Consider the following 16,602-nt stretch of genomic DNA (forward strand, 5'->3'; position numbering starts at 1 on the left):
TTGAGTGGAACGGACTCAAGTGTGCACGAGGCTCACCGCTCGGTCAACAGACCTGAGTCACAGCGGCTCAACTCTTATCCGTTCCTTACACGCAAGAAGGCGTTGACCTGCGCAGACGCTTCCCTGCCCGAGCGACTGTCACCCGATCCAGGGGGCACCTCAGCGGACTCGGATTGACGCCGGGGGCCGTACACCGCCGCCCGCCCGACCCCCTGCCGGGCCCCCTGTCGGGATCCGGGACGCGCACCCGCGCGGGCACTGGCCGTGGCACCGGCCCGGGAGTCACGCCGTGGGGCACGCGCGCGTGGAGCGCCGCACTCGTCCCCACACGCGCGTACGACGTCGTAGGCACCCTCACGCGCGCGTGGCGGGCCGTACCCGCCCCTCCGCGCGCGTGGTGGCCCGTACACCGGCACCCGCAGCAGTCCGAGTACGACGGCCAGGGCCCCGCCCGCCACCCACCACACCGCCCGCGACCCCACCCACCCGGTGTGCGCGAGCGCCCCGACGAGCACTCCGGCGAAGGCCGCCGCGCCGATCAGCACGACCGCGCCCTGAGCGGTGAGCCCGAGCCGGCGCAGCCGGTGCGCGAGATGGTCGGGGCCGCCGCGCAGCAGGGGCCGCCCGGCCAGCCGCCGCGCGACGGCGACGAGCACGGCGTCGGCCGCCGCGACCGCGGTCAGGGCGAACAGCACGCCCGCCCCCTCCCCCGCGTCGCCGCCCGCGCGGACGGTGACCGCGGCGGCGGCGAGCAGGAACCCGGCGAACAGCGAGCCGCACGCGCCGAGCGCCACGCGCGCGGGGGGCCAGTTGTGCATCAGGAAGCCGGTGAGCGCGGCGGCGAGGACGCTCAGCAGGACGGCCACCCCGTCCAGCACCTCCACCGCCGCGCACACGGCCGCCCCGAACGCGGTGACGACCCCGACCGTGCCGGCCACCCCGTCCGCGTGGTCGAGGGACCGGAAGGCGAGCGCCACGAAGGTGATCCACCCGACGGCGAGCACCCCGGCCCAGGGGCCGGTGTCGCCGTACGGCACGACGAAGGCGGCCGCCACCGCCGTACCGAGCACGAGGAAGCGGGCCTTGAGCCGCCACACGTCCGCGACCAGGCCCAGCCCCGCCAGGGCGCCCGCGGCGGGCAGCAGCGCCCCGACACCGTCGCCGAGCGGGGCGTACCCCCAGTGGTCCCCGGCGGCCGCGACGAGGCAGGTGGTGAGGACGACGGCGAGTCCCCCGGACAGCGGAACGCGCCGCTGTCGCTGCTGGCGCTGCCGCCGCTCGACCAGGCCGAGACGCAGGGCGGGCACGCGCAGCAGGGCGGCGAGCACGGCGGAGAGCAGGAGGGCGGTGGTGGCGGCGGCGATCCCGTAGAGCACGGATATAAGTTAGTAACAAATGTACCAATTTGGTACGAATAACACGTCCAGATCGGCACCGATTCTGAGGCAACCCTCAGCGATCCAGATCACTCCGCCTCTCGCTACAGTGCGACGGAGAATACGGGGTAGTCTCAGACGGACTGCATAAGTTACCGCTTAGTAATCACCCTCCTTGAGACTCTCAACACTCTCAAGACCCTCGCAGGCCCGAGGAGCCCCCTCATGCAACTCGCCGCGATCATCGTGTCGCTGGTCCTGACCGTGGTCGGCGTCGCGCTGCTCGCACGCGCCATCGGTCAGTTCGTCCGGTACTTCAAGCTGGGCCAGCCGGTGCCCGCCGGCACCCGCAACGACAATCCGTACGCGCGCAGCGTGACTCTGGTGCGGGAGTTCCTCGGCCACACACGGATGAACCGCTGGGGCATCGTGGGCTTCGCCCACTGGTTCGTGGCGATCGGCTTCCTGACGCTGCCGCCGACCCTGGCGCAGGCCTTCGGCCAGCTGTTCCAGGCCGACTGGACCCTGCCGGTCATCGGCGGCTTCCTGCCGTTCGAGCTGTACATCGAGTTCATCGGCGTGATGACGATCCTCGGCATCGCCGTCCTGATCGTGATCCGCCTGCTGAACCTGCCCTCCCGCCCGGGCCGCAAGTCCCGCTTCGCGGGCTCCAAGGCCGGCCAGGCGTACTTCGTCGAGTACGTCATCCTCACCATCGGCCTCGCCATCTACACCCTGCGGGGTCTCGAGGGCGCGATCCACCACGTGGAGCACTACGAGGCCGCGTACTTCGCCTCGTACCCCCTGGTCCTGGCCTTCAAGGGACTGAGCGTCAGCACGCTCCAGAGCCTGATCTACTTCACCGCGATGGTGAAGATCAGCACCTCGTTCATCTGGATGATCGTGGTCTCGCTCAACACCAACATGGGCGTGGCCTGGCACCGGTTCCTCGCGTTCCCGAACATCTGGTTCAAGCGCGACGCCACCGGTGGGACCGCCCTCGGCGCCCTGCAGCCGATGACCTCCGGCGGCAAGCCGATCGACTTCACCGACCCCGGTGACGACGACGTCTTCGGCGTCTCCCAGGTCGAGCAGTTCTCCTGGAAGGGCCTGCTCGACTTCTCCACCTGCACCGAGTGCGGCCGCTGCCAGTCGCAGTGCCCCGCCTGGAACACCGGCAAGCCCCTCTCCCCCAAGCTGCTGATCATGTCCCTGCGGGACCACGCCCACGCCAAGGCGCCGTACCTGCTCGCGGGCGGCGGCAAGACCATGGAGGGCGAGGAGAAGGCGTCCGCCGAGGCCTTGAAGGACGTCCCCGCGGCAGCCCTGGCGGAGGCCGAGCGCCCGCTGATCGGCACCGCCGAGGACAACGGCGTCATCGACCCGGACGTCCTGTGGTCGTGCACCACCTGCGGCGCGTGCGTCGAGCAGTGCCCGGTGGACATCGAGCACGTCGACCACATCGTCGACATGCGCCGCTACCAGGTCATGATCGAGTCCTCGTTCCCCTCCGAGGCGGGAACGATGCTCAAGAACCTGGAGAAGAAGGGCAACCCCTGGGGCCTGGCCAAGAAGCAGCGCCTGGAGTGGACGAAGGAAGTCGACTTCGAGATCCCGGTCGTCGGCCAGGACATCGAGGACCTCTCCGAGGTCGAGTACCTGTACTGGGTCGGCTGCGCCGGCGCCCTGGAGGACCGCGCCAAGAAGACCACCAAGGCCTTCGCGGAGCTCCTCCACATCGCGGGCGTCAAGTTCGCGATCATGGGCGGCGACGAGAAGTGCACCGGCGACTCCGCCCGCCGCCTCGGCAACGAGCCCCTGTTCCAGGAGCTCGGCATGGAGAACGTGGCCGCGCTGAACATGGCCTTCGGCGAGGACGACGAGGACGAGTCGACGAAGAAGCCGAAGTCGGCCAAGAAGATCGTCGCCACCTGCCCGCACTGCCTCAACACCATCGGCAACGAGTACCCGCAGCTCGGCGGCGACTACGAGGTCGTCCACCACACCCAGCTGCTCCAGCACCTCGTCGACGAGGGCAAGCTGATCCCGGTGACCCCGGTCGAGGGCATCATCACCTACCACGACCCCTGCTACCTGGGCCGCCACAACAAGATCTACACGCCCCCGCGCGAGATCATGACCGCCGTCCCGGGCCTGCGCCAGCAGGAGATGCACCGCCACAAGGAGCGCGGCTTCTGCTGCGGCGCCGGCGGCGCGCGGATGTGGATGGAGGAGCGGATCGGCAAGCGCATCAACAACGAGCGCGTCGACGAGGCCCTTTCCCTGAACCCGGACATCGTCTCGACCGCCTGCCCGTTCTGCCTGGTGATGCTCACCGACTCGGTCAACGGCAAGAAGAACGAGGGCAAGGCCAAGGAATCCATCACGGTCGTCGACGTCGCCCAGCTGCTCCTGGAGTCCGTCAAGACCCCCGTCACCGACGACGAGCCCCCGGCGGGCGAGACGGAGACGGAGAACGAGCCGGAGCCGCAGCCGGTGAAGTGACCCCCGGCGGCCACGCCCGTCCGGCGCCCCCAGGTCCCTCCCGGGCCTGGGGGCGCCGTCGTTCCCGGACAGACCCGGGAGGTGCCGGCGACGCCGCCGTTCCCGTACGCCACAACCTCCGCGAAGATTAAGGTTCTCGGCAGCCGGCCATGGGGCACCGGCGCCGTCACGGTGCTGCGCGGCGCCTCGGGCCTCACGGGCACGGGCTCCCGCCAGTACGACTACACGACGCCCGGCGTCGAGGGCCCCTTCGACCAGGGCGACACCTGGTTCGGCGCGTCGGTGCTGCTGCGCGACCACAACCGCGACGGCCGCGCCGAGCTCGTCGCCTCCTCACCGGAGGTTGGCCTCCTCCACCTCCTCCCCGGCACCTCGTCGGGCCCGACCGGCACGGGCTCCACGACCCTGACCGCGGCAGGGCTGGGCCTGGGCAGCCTGCCGTACTTCGAGGCTGCACTGGCGGACTGACACCCTTTTCCCACGGGCTCCCTGACGAACCACCAGCCACGTCCGCCGCGACCGGCGGACGATGGTCGGACGGCCGGCGGACGACCCTCGGGCCGGGCACGGACTCCTGTACCGCCTGGAGGGTCGCCCGGGCGTCCCTGACGAACCACTGACACGACTTCATGACATCCCTTAGGGGATGTCACAGCTCGGCCGCAAAGGGGGGTCCCGGAGGCCGGCTCCCGCACGTCACCCTCCGAGACCAGGTACGTTCGATGACGTGGCTGGATTCAGGATCGGACGCGGCGGCCGGGACGGCCGCGCGCCGCAAGCGCGACCGCAACACCCTCCCTACGGGCAGCAGGCGCCCCAGGGGCAGTCGGCGCGGCCCACGGGGCCGTCGCACGGCTACCCTCCGGCGCAGGCGCCGTACCCGCAGGCACGGCCGCAGTACCGCGGCGGCGGACAGCAGCCGCCGTACGGCGGCTCGGGCGGCGGCGGATGGCCCTCGGCGAACGGCGGTCACGGCGGCGGCGAACCGGAGTACTTCGGCGACGGCGGCTACCCGTCCGGACCGGGCGCCGGCGGCCCGGACCCGTACGCCGCGAACAACCCGGGGCACACCCAGGCGTTCTCGATCGACGATCACCAGCAGTACAGCCCGGGTGACACCTACAACGCCGGTTCCGCCGCGCCCTCGGGCCCGATCGGCCCGCGGCTGCACTGGAAGGACCTGCTGCGGGGCATCGTCGTCGCCCCCAAGCAGACGTTCCTGCAGATGCGGGACTACACGATGTGGGGCCCCGCCCTCGTCGTGACCTTCCTCTACGGCCTGCTCGCGGTCTTCGGCTTCGACGACACCCGCTCGGACACGATAAACGCCACCCTCAACAACGCGATCCCGATCGTCCTGACGACGGCGGTGGCAATGGTGCTGAGCGCGTTCATCCTGGGCGTGGTCACCCACACCCTGGCCCGCCAGCTGGGCGGCGACGGGGCGTGGCAGCCCACGGTCGGCCTCTCCATGCTGATCATGTCCCTGACGGACGCGCCGCGTCTGGTCGTGGCCATGTTCTTCGGCGGCGACGCGGCGTTCGTCCAGCTGCTGGGCTGGGCCACCTGGGTGGCGGCCGGCGCCCTGCTGACGCTGATGGTCAGCCGCTCCCACGATCTGCCCTGGCCGAAGGCGCTGGGCGCGTCCGCGATCCAGCTGATCGCGCTGCTGTCGATCGTGAAGCTGGGCACGTTCTGACCTGCGGATGAGACGTGTAAGGGGCTCCCGTCGGGCGGACGGGAGCCCTTTTCATTGGCTACATTGGCGGGACGCCCGCCCATGGCGGGCCCACTGCTGGACTACGGCTCGACGATGTGCCGCAGATAAGCCTGCGGGTCGGCGAGATAGCGGCGCCAGTGATCCACGATGCCGAGCTCCTGCCAGGCGACCCTCCGTAGACCGTGCTCGCCGACCTCGACGATGTCCGCGCCCGGCAGGGCGGTCAGCAACGGGGAGTGCGTGGCGCAGACGACCTGGCCACCCTCCTTGGCCAACCGGTCGATGTGCCCTATCAGTTCGAGGCACGAGGAGAAGGAGAGCGCCGCCTCCGGCTCGTCGAGGACATAGAGCCCGGCGTGCAGGAACTTGCCGCGGAACGCCGCGAGAAAGCCCTCGCCATGGCTGACCGAGTCCGGCGAGAACCCTTCCCTGCCGAGGGCGTCCAGCGCGGTCTCGGCCCGCAGGAAGAAGCCCTTGCGGTCCGACCAGCCGGCGAGCATACGGCGCCCGCGCGCGGCCGCTTCGAACTTCATCCGCTCGCCGAGCACCGACTTGTCGCGCGGGGAGGCGTAGCGCCAGTCGTGGGAGCCGCCGTAGGAGTCCAGACCGAACCCCTCGGCCAGCGCCTCCACCAGGGTCGACTTGCCCGAGCCGTTCTCACCGACCAGAAAGGTCACCGGGGCGGTGAAGCGCAGCCCTTCGTCGACCAGCTGACGGACACAGGGAACCGACCAGGGCCAGGTGTCCTGGTCGTAGGAGTCGTAGGAGTCATATGAGTCGTAGGCATCAGAGGCATCAGAGGCGGGCAGATGGACATACGCGCGTTCGATGATCACTGGGCAGGTCAGAGCGCTTCGGTGGACGGCGTGAGCGGCTCCCCCGACTTCCGCACCACCGGCAGGACACTCCACGGGAAGTTGATCCACGCGTCGGTGCGCTTCCAGACGTACTCGCACTTCACGAGGGACTGCGACTTCTCGTAGATGACGGCGGACCGCACCTCGGCGACATGGTCGAGGCAGAAGTCATGCACGAGCTTCAGCGTCTTGCCGGTGTCGGCGACGTCGTCGGCGATCAGCACCTTCTTGTCGGTGAAGTCGACCACATTGGGGACGGGCGCCAGCATCACAGGCATTTCAAGTGTTTGCCCCACACCGGTATAAAACTCCACATTCACGAGGTGAATGTTCTTGCAGTCCAGGGCATAGGCGAGCCCTCCGGCGACGAAGACGCCACCCCGGGCGATGCTGAGCACGACATCGGGCTCGTACCCGTCGTCGGCGATGGCCTGCGCGAGCTCGCGGACGGCGACGCCGAACTGCTCGTAGCCGAGGTTCTCCCGTGCCGCTGCGTCACTCATGCCGCCGCCCTCACACCTGGGTCCGATGGAAGTTGAGGAAGGACCGCGAGGCGGTGGGCCCGCGCTGGCCCTGGTAGCGGGAGCCGTACTGCTCACTGCCGTAGGGGTGCTCGGCGGGCGAGCTGAGCCGGAACAGACACAGCTGTCCGATCTTCATACCGGGCCAGAGCTTGATGGGGAGCGTGGCGAGGTTGGACAGCTCGAGGGTGACGTGACCGGAGAACCCGGGGTCGATGAAGCCGGCGGTGGAGTGCGTGACCAGGCCCAGCCGTCCGAGGGAGCTCTTCCCCTCCAGCCGGGAGGCGAGATCGTCGGGAAGCGTGATCACCTCGTACGTCGACGCGAGCACGAACTCCCCGGGGTGCAGGATGAACGGCTCGTCCCCCTCCGGCTCGACAAGCCGGGTCAGATCCGCCTGCTCGACGGACGGATCGATATGCGGGTACCGGTGGTTCTCGAACACCCGGAAGAAACGGTCCAGCCGTACGTCGACGCTCGACGGCTGCACCATGGATTCGTCATACGGATCGATCCGTACCCGCCCGGCGTCGATCTCGGCCCGGATGTCCTTGTCTGAGAGAAGCACGCCCCGAGGATACGCAAGGCGCGCGGAGCCCCCGTAATCAGGACGACTCCGCGCGCCAGGTCCGCTGCGTTCTGCCGCTTACCGCCTCTCGAGAGTCACCGGCACGGCGCTGCGAAGCCGCGCACACCGGGGACACCGGACGAGCCGCCCGGGGCCGAGCCGCCCGGCCTGCTGCATCGGGAACGAAGCGGTGCTGAACACGTGCCCATCGGCACAACGGACGACGGTGCGCTCCATCAAGTCCTAGAGTCCCTTCCCCAAAGAACCGCGTCCGGCTGCTGCTCACCGGACAACGAAAGCCACATTACGGGACGAACGGGAAGACCCTCCAGGCGGCACTCCGACCCCGCCCGCCCCCTCTTCCGCACCCCCACCGTACTTCCCAACTCCGGCCGCCCGCACCCGGATCCCACCCCCTGAAACACACACGGACCCCTCGGCTTCAGCGCCGGGGGCCCGGGATGTTGTAGAGTGACGAGGCAATCGGACACCGGCTCTGACCGGCGTCTTACGCGGGTGTAGTTTAATGGTAGAACATCAGCTTCCCAAGCTGAGAGCGCGAGTTCGATTCTCGTCACCCGCTCCACTTCGAACCCCCTGGTCACCGGCCCGGGGGTTGTTTGTTGTCTAGACCATTTCGGGTCCTTTGTGCCCTCCGCGTGCCCTAGGTGCAGGTAAACCGCCCCCTTCAAGGATGCACGGGTGCAGGCTGGAGCGACAGGACGCCCGATTATCTCGAATCATGAGACGCATTTTCGGTGACCTGGGTCACAGTGTGAGCAAACGGTGGACAAGTCGCTTACGCAAAGGGGTACTTGCTGACCAATTAGCAAGCACGGTGCGACCAGCCTGTGCACCATTCGGGTACTCCGATGGCCAGGCTGTACCCCGGGACCACATACCGGTTCCATCCGCCCACTCCGCATGCGGCAGCTTCAAGACGCACGCTTGGAAGTAGGCGAACGACATCTGCAGGCGTACTGCATCCCGAGATCAAGATCGCCTGGGTCGACTCCACCTACGCCGGGAAACTCGCGACCTGAGCGAAAGTCCACCTCGGCCTCACCATCGAGACCGTCAGCCGCCCGAAGGACGCCGGCGGGTTCGTCGTCCTGTCCCGGCGCTGGGTGGTGGAGAGGAGGAGTGCTTCCAGGCTGCGCCGGCGGCCGACCCTCGTTGGAGAGGGCGGTCCGGCAAGACGGCCCCTGGTGGGCCACCGGCCCACTACACTCCCGACGACGCCTCTGACCAGGTCAGATAGCGAGACGCTGCTGGAGTACCAAGGGCTAGGCCGTGATCAGCTCCGGTGGTACCGGCAGTGCCATGAGGCGGAGGAGCTCTGCGACTTTGGTGTCGAGTTGTGCTCCGACCTCTGCGATGCGGGGATCGCCGAAGCTGGCGAACTTGGTCGACGGCTGGTCGATGCTGATCTGTACGTGGCCGGGGGCGGTCTCGTAGATCGCGGTGCGCAGCGGGGCGTACAGGATGATGCCCGGGTCGTGTCGGAACATGGTTTCCGCGATGACGTTGTTTCCCATCATGTAGGTGACGGCGCGGTGTTGATGTCCCGACAGTCGCATCACTGGCATCGGGTCCAGGGTCCAGAAGACGGCGAATGAATGGGGCGTGTGGTCGGCGGTGTATGCCTGCACCCGTGCGAGGTCACCTGTTTCGATCACTTCGACGAGTTCGGCGAAATCGATGGCGGGTACCAGCGATTCGTAGCGCTGACGGACCTCGTCGAAGGTGTCCTCGGTGTCGATGACAAGACGGTTGACGAGGTGGGGGATGGCCTGAGTCATGATGCTTCCTCATGTCTTGACGGGGATGCACGGGGGTGCCGATCGCTGTCGGGTCAGGCCGCGTCGAGCAGGATGCGTGCCATCTCGTCGGGGCGCTCCAGGGCGGAGAAGTGGCCGGTACGGGGCACGGTGATGCGGTGGACGTCTGCCAGCGCGTTGGCCACGCGGTCTCGCTCGGCGGGCTTGGACCAGTCGTTTTCGCTGTAGACGAGGGTGACGGGTGCCGACACTCGCGGGTAGCGCTCGCGGGCCCGGTCGAATCCCTTGAGGCTGCGGAAGATTCCCCGGGATACCTTGTCGTAGCCCGTGCGGCGGCCGCTTCTGGCCAGGTCGGCGAGGAAGTCCTCGGGCAGCTTGGTCTTGTCGACGTAGCCGCCCTGCAGGATCGTCCGCAGGATGGGCAGCGGCTCGATGGGGGCGAAGACGGGGCCCAGTACGGGCATCCGCACGGCAGTCATGATGACCCGGGCGATCCAGTTTCCCCGCTCCCCGCCCTGGGGGTAGTCGTAGCTGTTGAACGCCACGACCCGGCTGACCCGGCCCTTCAGGTCGATCGATGCCGACAGGGACAGGGCGCCCCCGAGTGATTCGCCCGACAGGGTCACGTCGTGCAGGTCTAGTCCGCGGACGAATTCGACGACCGCGCCCCGCAGCTGCGGCTCCTCGTACTGTGCGCCGGGGACGATGTCGGACCATCCCATCCCGGGCAGATCCAGCGCGTAGACCGTGTAGTGGTCCCACACCTGCGGAATCACGCGCTGGAAGTAGTCCAGCTGGCCGCGCACGGTGTGCATCAGCACGAGGGCGGGGCCGGTGCCTGCGGTGTAGTAGCGCAGCCGCGAGCCGTCGGCTCGGGTGAAGAACCGTACCTCGCCGCGGCCGTTGCTCCAGGTCTTCGTGTACGTCGCGTCGGGAGACTCGTTGCGTTCCATGGTTTTGTCCTTTCAGGTGCGGAGCATGCCGCAATACGGGCACTCTCCTTATTTCGTCGGTCTGTGAAGTTGATCAGGTGCGGACACACGGTATGGAGAGCCACACGTTCTTGAACTAAGGGTCAAAAATCAGGGCGCAAAGAGGTGCGGTCGCCCGGAGTGTCCTGCCTCAGAGGCCCGCGAGGGCCGTGTCGATGATCCGGTGGAGCGTCGGCCGGTCGAACGTCTTGGCCATGACCCGCAGCCCGGCGAGGGTGTTCTGCAGCAGCAGCGCCTGCGCTTGGGCGTCGACGTCCTGGCCGACGTCACCGTCTTGCTGCCCCTGCCGGATACGGGCGGCGAAGAACTCGATCAGGCCCTCCTCCAGGCGGTGCGCCGCGCGGGTGGCGTCCGCATCGCGACCGCCGAGTTCCCCGAGTGTGTTCTGGGCCAGGCACCCGCGCCGGACCGGTCCGTCCAGGTCCGCATCCAGGAGCAGCATGAAGTAGGCGCGGATGCGCTCCTTAGCGGTGCCCGGCCGCGCCAGGAACTCCTCGGCCCGCTCGGCCTGCATCCGGCTGTAGAGGTCCAGCGCCTTGCCGAACAGTTGACGCTTGGAGCCGAACGAGTGGTACAAGCTGCCCTTGGCCACTCCGGTCGCCTCCGCCAGGTCGGCAGGGGAGGTGTCGGTGTAGCCCTTGGTCCAGAACGCCTCCATCGCCTGCGCGATGACCACGTCCGGTTCGAAGCCCTTCGGTCTTCCCATGCCCCTACCGTAGCAAGTATTTGACCTGAGGGTCAAATACTTGGCTGCGGGCCGACGCTGAAGATCAGCGAGGCCCTTTCCGCCCGACGCCAGTGAACGCGGACCGGCTTCGGCGCTACCTGCATCCAGCGGGCGAAGTCCCGGGCCGGTGCGGGGCGCAGGGCGACGGCGACCGGGCCGGCGAACCCGGCGCACGGTGCTGCAGCGGCAATTCCGACGCGGCGATGGGCGTAGCGAACCCGGCCGGGTTCGCTACGCCCATCGCATCTTCACGCTTCTGCGGCCGGCCTTCCCTCCACATCTGCCTGGCGCAGTTGCTGCCGCACCTCGGCGTCGATGCCCCGAGCGAGCTTCCGCTGGTGCTTCGCCGTCGAGTGCTGATAGATCAGCTGGGCGCGCTCCGAGGACTGGCCGGCGCGGACCATGAGGTCCTTGAGCTTGGCGCCCGTGTCAGCGGCCAGGGTGTTGCCGGTGTGGCGGAGGTCGTAGAAGCGGAAGTTGTCCGGCATGCCGACCTTCGTCCTCGCCTTGCGCCACTTGCGGCCGAAGGTCGAGCGGCGGAAAGGGGCACCCTTCTCGCCGACGAAGAGGAGGCCGTCCCGCTCTTTCTCGGCAAACCACTGGAGGTGGCGGCGCAGCTCCGGGAGCAGGAAATCGGGCAGGTATACGGTGCGCTTGCCCGCCCGCGACTTGGGGTCGCCGGTGACGCGCTTGCCGTTCGTCAGCTCCGGGGACGCCTGCGTGATCCGCAAGGAGCATTCGTCAACATCGACACTGTGACGGCGCAGTTCTGCCAGTTCCTCCGGGCGGAGGGAGGCGAAGGCGCCGAGCAGGACCATCAGGCGCCAGCGTGGGCCCATCGCGTCGGCCAGGTCGAAGACCTGCTCGATGGTGGCCGTGGGGCGTTCGTCGGCCTCCTCCTTGCCGGCCCCCTTGATGCGGCACGGATTGCTGCGGAGCAGGTCGTCGTCCACCGCCGTCTGCAGGATGGCCTTCAACAGGCGGTACGCCTTGGCGACCGTGGTGGCACCGGTCGCCTTCAGACGCTCGGCTCGCCATGTACGGACGGAGGGCGGGGTGATCTCGTCCAGGTCCTTGCCGCCGAACGTCGGCAGGATGTGCAGGCGCAGAAGGCCGTCGTAGCGGTCGAGCGTGGTCGGCGCCAGGCCGCGCTCCTCCATCCAACGCAACACGTATTTCTCGAAGTTGATCGCGCCAGCGTCCGGGTCGCGCCATGCGTTGCGCTCGATGTCCGCGCGGACGAGGTTGAGCCAGTCCTGGGCGTCGGACTTGGTCTCGAACGTCTCCGGCGCCTTGTGCCGCTGGCCGTCCGGTCCCAGGTAGCGGGCCTGCCACCGGCCCGAGGCAAGCTTTCGCACCGTGCCGAACTCGCGCCGCCGCTGCGGCTTGCCTCTTGCCATCAGGCGGCCTTCCCGTAGCGGGTACGGACACGCCGGACCGGCTCGACGGTGCGCGCCTCGACGTACTCGGTGATCGCGCTCTCGGGGATGCGGACCGGGCGGCCGAGTTTCACGTAGCGGATGCGGCGCTCGGCGATCAGCCGGCGGACGAAGCGCTCGCCCGTGCCGAGTATTTCGCCGGCCTCGGCGACGGTCAGGAGGCGGTCAGCCATGCGCGTTCACCTCCGTCACGGAGGGGCGCTGGGGGCAGACGGGAGCCGGGGGTATTGCGGGCAGGTGCAAGGGCGGTGGGTCCTCACTCGGGTGCGGGATGGGGCGAGCCGTGGTGTGGCGGGCGGTGGCTCAGACTGCGGGGAGGCCGGGCAGGAGCGCGGGTGCCGGGACGTGGAGGGCCTCGGCGATCGCGATGAGGTCGTCGATGTCGCATCGGCGCTGGGCGCGCTCGATGCGGGACAGCATGGTGTTGGACATGGGGAGGCCGAGGGCTGTCACACGGTCGGCCAACTGCCTTTGTGACAGGCCGCGTTCGGCACGGAGGATTTCGATGGCACGGGCCGCCTGCATTCCTGCCGGCCCGATTTCCAATGAGCGTGGGGGCATGGCTCCAATTGAAAGGCTAGATCGCCGGTTTTGGTAACCGGCGATCGTCGGCTATGTTGCGCTCCGCGCCGTACGCTGCGGAGGGATTTCCAGGGGTCGGGGACGGGGCTCGGAGGGATGCGTCGATCGACACTGTGACGTGCGGTGTTGTGTTGTAGCTTGCCCGTCGGCGGCGCGTCAACGGCTTGCCGATGTGATGCTTCTGCCTTCGCCTGACGGTCCGTTATTTCGGCAGCGGCGGATTCGGGTTTATAGTTTTGGAAATGCCTGGCTCGTAGTAAGCGTTCGCCGTCAGCTGTCTAATTTCTCGGCGGAATGCTGGACTTGTGCGGCATGGATGTGGCTGTCTTGGCTATACGACGCCACCAGCCCTCCCTCGCGCCTTCGGCCGGGCGGTGGGCCAACCCCCTCCCTGTGCACCGCCCGACAAGGGCCGACCGCACCTCCATGCCCTGACCTAGGAGCCGCCGCCCGATGAGCTACGACGCCCGCGAATGGGTGTGGGACCACAGCCGCAGCAAGGGCACCGCCCGCATGGTCCTCGCCCTGATCGCCGACCGGTGCCGCGACCGGCACTGCGTCGCGTACGCGTCCGTGCCCACCCTCATGAAACGCGCCAACGCGTCGCGTACCGCCGTACGCGACGCGCTCGCCAAGCTGATCGCCGACGGTGAGCTGGTGCCGCTCCCCGACCGCAAGGGACCAAGGGGAGAGACGTACTACTGCCTCCCAATCGCCGCCGAATTCCTGGCCGATGAGCGCCGAGAGGGGGGCCGGAATCCGGCACCTCAAGGGGGTCGGATTCCGACCCTCGGGGGGTCTGAATCCGACCCTGCTGAGCCCTTCGAGGGGGGATCGGAATCTGACCCCGGGGAACAGATTCCGACCCCCAGGGGGTACGGATTCCGACCCCCAGGGGGTACGGATTCCGACCCGAGGGGGGTGCGGATTCCGACCCCCAGAACAGAAGAGAACCGAAGGTGAACGGTAGTAAGAGCAGCAGCAGCTCTGCTCCGCTCATCTCCGCCATCGAGTGGCAGATCGACGCGAGCGCCCATGTCTGGCTGCAACGCGACGGGCATCTCGATCGGCTCGGCAAGCAGGGCCTGGACGCCGCCGACGCGAAGTGGCGGACCTACCGGAGCCTGTGGGATCCCCGCACCGCCGACGCGTGGGCTGCCGACTGGCGTGCGTGGATCGCTCGGGAACGCACCCCCGCCCCAGGCCGCCCGAACCTCTACGCCCTGCCCGGCGGCACACCCGCCCCCTCCTCGACCGCCGGCATGACGCGCACCGAGGCGCACATGGCCGCCCTGCTCGCCGCCCTCGACGAACCGACCGGAACGGAGTAAGCCGCCTTTGGACCGACGCGAAGTCGCCGCCGTTCTCGCCTACATCGGGCGCCTCGACCCCCGCACCATCCCCGCCGGCACGGGCGATGCCCGTGACCAGATCGTCCAGTGGCAGGAACTGCTCGCCGACGTGCCGTTCGCCACCGCCCACGGCTGGGACGTCCGCGAGGCGATACGGGCCCACGTCCTGGACTCCCCCTATACGATCCTTCCGGTGGACGTCGCCCGCAAGTGGCGCGCCTACCGCTGCGACCGTCTGGACCGGCACACCGATCCCACTCCGGACGCTGATCCGGACAACCCCGCCGCCTGGCGCGCCGAACCGGTCGGGACTCGGCACGCTGTCGCCACCGGGATGGCCGCGCCCTCCTCGCACCGACAGCTCGCCCAGGGCCCGCGTCGGGACGTCGAGGCACGCCTGGCCGTCGTCGGATCGTCCATCCCGCCGGCCGTCCGCGCGGCACTCGCCCCCTACCGGCCCGCGCGTGCCGCCCGCGAGGCTGCCGTCGCGGCCGGACAGCCCGACGCGCTCAGGGTCCCGTGCCGGTGGTGCCACGCCGACAAGGGCGAGCCCTGCCGCAGCCGACGTCTCGGGCTCGACGGCCACGCCCGGGGCAACACACCCCGCTCGAGGCCGCACCCCACCCGCGTGGACCTCGCCGTGGCGGAGCTTGCCCGGCAGGACTCCGCGTGACCGGCGGCTGCCGTATCGGCGCCGACACCTGACCAACGCCCTCTCCGCCGCGCCCCACTCCGACCCTCACCGCCAGTCGGCAGCGCCGATGGCATGCCCGGTCGGCTTCCTTGGCCCCCCTCATGCCCACCTGGAGATATCTGACTTGCCCTCCCCCACCCCGATGCCCCCGGCTGCCTTCCCCAGCGCCGACAGCCATCGTTCCCGCTACACCCGGCTCCGCACTCGCCTCGGCCGCCACGCATCCGTACGCGCCGGGGGCCACCGCGCGAACCGCGGTGCACGCTTCACCCTCGTCGTCGGCTTGATGGCAGTGGTCCTGATGGCCTTCCGGGTCTCGTGGAACGCACTGTCCGACGTGGCTCGCGCCATCGGCGCCGACTCCACCGCCGCCCTGTTCTACCCGATCGTGGTCGACGGGCTGATGGCCCTCGCGCTGACCGCCACGCTCGTGCTGCCCGATGCCGACCGGAAGTTCGCGCTGCGGGTCCTGGCGACCTACACGATCGCCAGCCTCCTGCTGAACTACGTGCACGGCCTCACCCCGGCCCTGCACACCACACCGACCAGGTGGGGCCGACTGACCGACTGGGACCCGGCGAACTGGGCTCTCGTACTGCTGGCGACGTCGCTCCCGGTCGGGTCGATCTACTTCGGGTCGGACCTCGTCGCGAAGGTGCTACACCACAACCCGGAGTCGGCCGACTCGGCCTCAGCAGCTGGTCGGCAGCCCGACGAGCAGGACGCACGGTCGACCTCTGACCAAGCTCAATCGGGTCCCGAGCAGCCGACCGAGTCGGCCCGGGCAAAGGCCGCCGTCAAGATGCCCGTGGCGAAGCCGACCGAAGCCGCCCAGGCGGTCCGGCCTACCCGACCGCCCCGGTCGGCCGCCACGGTTGGGTCGACCGAAGCCGACTCAAACCGTGCGAACGGTCGGGCGCCCGCCCCTGCCGAGTCGGCCGTCGACCGTCCCCGGACCGACGCCGAAGTCCTCGCCGAAGCCCGACTTCTGACCGCCGACTGGAGCACCGACCGGTTGACCGCCCAACGACTGCGCAGCGAACTGCGGATCAGCCAGAACCGCGCCCGCACCCTGCGCAACCAGCTGACGGCTGAACGTTCCAACCGGCCAGAACCTGTCGCCGCCGACGACATCAAGACCGGGCCTCTCAACGGCCCCGAGGAAGCCGCCTCCAGACACCAGAGGCATCTCGACACGCCCCCCGTCGCGCCCCTGTCGGCACCGCCTGAACCCACCACGTGAACCCCGCAAACGCCCGCACCGCCCCACCCCACGGAGAACCGCGCCATGCACGACCCGAACTACGAACTCCCCACACCCCAACAGGAGATGACCACCGGCCAGAACAGCCCGTCGGGTAGCCGGAGCCCATCTCTGGGCCCCGGCCCCCTCAGAACCGGACGTGCGCCTTTCAACGCATCCGGCTCAAGCAAGCCGCGAGGGCTCCGCTGGACGGTAACTTACGTTCCGATCTCCGTCGTTTGCAT

Annotated in this window: 16 protein-coding genes and 1 tRNA gene; 7 read left to right on the plus strand and 10 right to left on the minus strand. The window is 69.0% G+C overall.

Annotated features, from left to right (window positions below; genetic code table 11):
* Positions 1-74: 74 nt before the first annotated feature.
* A complete protein-coding gene (locus ACLZN2_RS39335) occupies positions 75-1,376 on the minus strand; it encodes an MraY family glycosyltransferase (RefSeq protein WP_416984394.1) in 1,302 nt (433 codons plus the stop codon).
* 225 nt (positions 1,377-1,601) lie between these two features.
* Between ACLZN2_RS39335 and ACLZN2_RS39340 the strand changes: the two genes are divergently transcribed.
* The 3 genes from ACLZN2_RS39340 to ACLZN2_RS39350 all read left to right on the plus strand — a co-directional run bounded on the left by ACLZN2_RS39340 (position 1,602) and on the right by ACLZN2_RS39350 (position 5,580).
* Positions 1,602-3,881: a heterodisulfide reductase-related iron-sulfur binding cluster gene (locus tag ACLZN2_RS39340; protein WP_416984395.1), complete on the plus strand. Its 2,280-nt coding sequence runs from the start codon at positions 1,602-1,604 to the stop codon at positions 3,879-3,881.
* An 81-nt stretch (positions 3,882-3,962) separates the two neighbouring features.
* Positions 3,963-4,349, plus strand: a complete 387-nt coding sequence (locus ACLZN2_RS39345; protein ID WP_416984396.1) for a hypothetical protein — start codon at positions 3,963-3,965, stop codon at positions 4,347-4,349.
* A gap of 178 nt (positions 4,350-4,527) precedes the next feature.
* On the plus strand, positions 4,528-5,580 hold the full coding sequence (locus tag ACLZN2_RS39350) for a Yip1 family protein (RefSeq protein ID WP_416984397.1): 1,053 nt from the start codon (positions 4,528-4,530) through the stop codon (positions 5,578-5,580).
* Between the two features lie 101 nt (positions 5,581-5,681).
* Here ACLZN2_RS39350 and ACLZN2_RS39355 read toward each other — a convergent pair whose 3' ends face one another.
* Genes ACLZN2_RS39355 through dcd form a run of 3 tightly spaced genes read right to left on the minus strand, consistent with a single transcriptional unit; the run spans position 5,682 to position 7,547 of the window.
* Positions 5,682-6,437: an AAA family ATPase gene (locus ACLZN2_RS39355; RefSeq protein WP_416984398.1), complete on the minus strand. Its 756-nt coding sequence runs from the start codon at positions 6,435-6,437 to the stop codon at positions 5,682-5,684.
* An 8-nt stretch (positions 6,438-6,445) separates the two neighbouring features.
* Positions 6,446-6,961 (minus strand): phosphoribosyltransferase, encoded by a 516-nt coding sequence (locus tag ACLZN2_RS39360; protein ID WP_416984399.1) that lies wholly within the window; start codon positions 6,959-6,961, stop codon positions 6,446-6,448.
* Between the two features lie 10 nt (positions 6,962-6,971).
* The gene (gene dcd / locus ACLZN2_RS39365; RefSeq protein ID WP_416984400.1) at positions 6,972-7,547 is read right to left on the minus strand and encodes a dCTP deaminase; all 576 of its coding nucleotides are present in this window, start codon (positions 7,545-7,547) and stop codon (positions 6,972-6,974) included.
* A 512-nt stretch (positions 7,548-8,059) separates the two neighbouring features.
* On the opposite strand from dcd, the gene ACLZN2_RS39370 reads away from it, so the two are divergent.
* Positions 8,060-8,133: transfer RNA gene (locus ACLZN2_RS39370), tRNA-Gly, on the plus strand.
* A 700-nt stretch (positions 8,134-8,833) separates the two neighbouring features.
* Here ACLZN2_RS39370 and ACLZN2_RS39375 read toward each other — a convergent pair.
* The 6 genes from ACLZN2_RS39375 to ACLZN2_RS39400 all read right to left on the minus strand — a co-directional run bounded on the left by ACLZN2_RS39375 (position 8,834) and on the right by ACLZN2_RS39400 (position 13,047).
* Positions 8,834-9,349, minus strand: a complete 516-nt coding sequence (locus tag ACLZN2_RS39375) for a DUF302 domain-containing protein (protein ID WP_416984401.1) — start codon at positions 9,347-9,349, stop codon at positions 8,834-8,836.
* A 53-nt stretch (positions 9,350-9,402) separates the two neighbouring features.
* The gene (locus ACLZN2_RS39380) at positions 9,403-10,281 is read right to left on the minus strand and encodes an alpha/beta fold hydrolase (RefSeq protein ID WP_416984402.1); all 879 of its coding nucleotides are present in this window, start codon (positions 10,279-10,281) and stop codon (positions 9,403-9,405) included.
* A 169-nt stretch (positions 10,282-10,450) separates the two neighbouring features.
* Positions 10,451-11,026: a TetR/AcrR family transcriptional regulator gene (locus ACLZN2_RS39385; RefSeq protein WP_416984403.1), complete on the minus strand. Its 576-nt coding sequence runs from the start codon at positions 11,024-11,026 to the stop codon at positions 10,451-10,453.
* 269 nt (positions 11,027-11,295) lie between these two features.
* Positions 11,296-12,447: a tyrosine-type recombinase/integrase gene (locus ACLZN2_RS39390; RefSeq protein WP_416984404.1), complete on the minus strand. Its 1,152-nt coding sequence runs from the start codon at positions 12,445-12,447 to the stop codon at positions 11,296-11,298.
* Complete coding sequence (locus tag ACLZN2_RS39395; protein WP_416984405.1) at positions 12,447-12,659, minus strand: helix-turn-helix domain-containing protein; 213 nt, start codon at positions 12,657-12,659, stop codon at positions 12,447-12,449. The genes ACLZN2_RS39390 and ACLZN2_RS39395 overlap by 1 nt, the downstream gene beginning before the upstream one ends.
* A gap of 130 nt (positions 12,660-12,789) precedes the next feature.
* Positions 12,790-13,047 carry a helix-turn-helix domain-containing protein gene (locus ACLZN2_RS39400; RefSeq protein WP_416984406.1) on the minus strand — a complete coding sequence of 86 codons (258 nt, stop codon included), beginning with the start codon at positions 13,045-13,047 and terminating at the stop codon, positions 12,790-12,792.
* 980 nt (positions 13,048-14,027) lie between these two features.
* Here ACLZN2_RS39400 and ACLZN2_RS39405 point away from each other — a divergent pair.
* From ACLZN2_RS39405 to ACLZN2_RS39415, 3 genes are all read left to right on the plus strand, one after another.
* Entirely contained in the window at positions 14,028-14,399 is a 372-nt protein-coding gene (locus ACLZN2_RS39405; RefSeq protein WP_416984407.1) for a hypothetical protein, read from the plus strand.
* A gap of 7 nt (positions 14,400-14,406) precedes the next feature.
* Positions 14,407-15,093 carry a hypothetical protein gene (locus ACLZN2_RS39410; protein ID WP_416984408.1) on the plus strand — a complete coding sequence of 229 codons (687 nt, stop codon included), beginning with the start codon at positions 14,407-14,409 and terminating at the stop codon, positions 15,091-15,093.
* 307 nt (positions 15,094-15,400) lie between these two features.
* Positions 15,401-16,357 carry a DUF2637 domain-containing protein gene (locus ACLZN2_RS39415; RefSeq protein ID WP_416984416.1) on the plus strand — a complete coding sequence of 319 codons (957 nt, stop codon included), beginning with the start codon at positions 15,401-15,403 and terminating at the stop codon, positions 16,355-16,357.
* The last annotated feature ends 245 nt before the right edge of the window (positions 16,358-16,602 follow it).

The organism is Streptomyces sp. T028, from assembly GCF_048159505.1.
Lineage (GTDB): Bacteria > Actinomycetota > Actinomycetes > Streptomycetales > Streptomycetaceae > Streptomyces.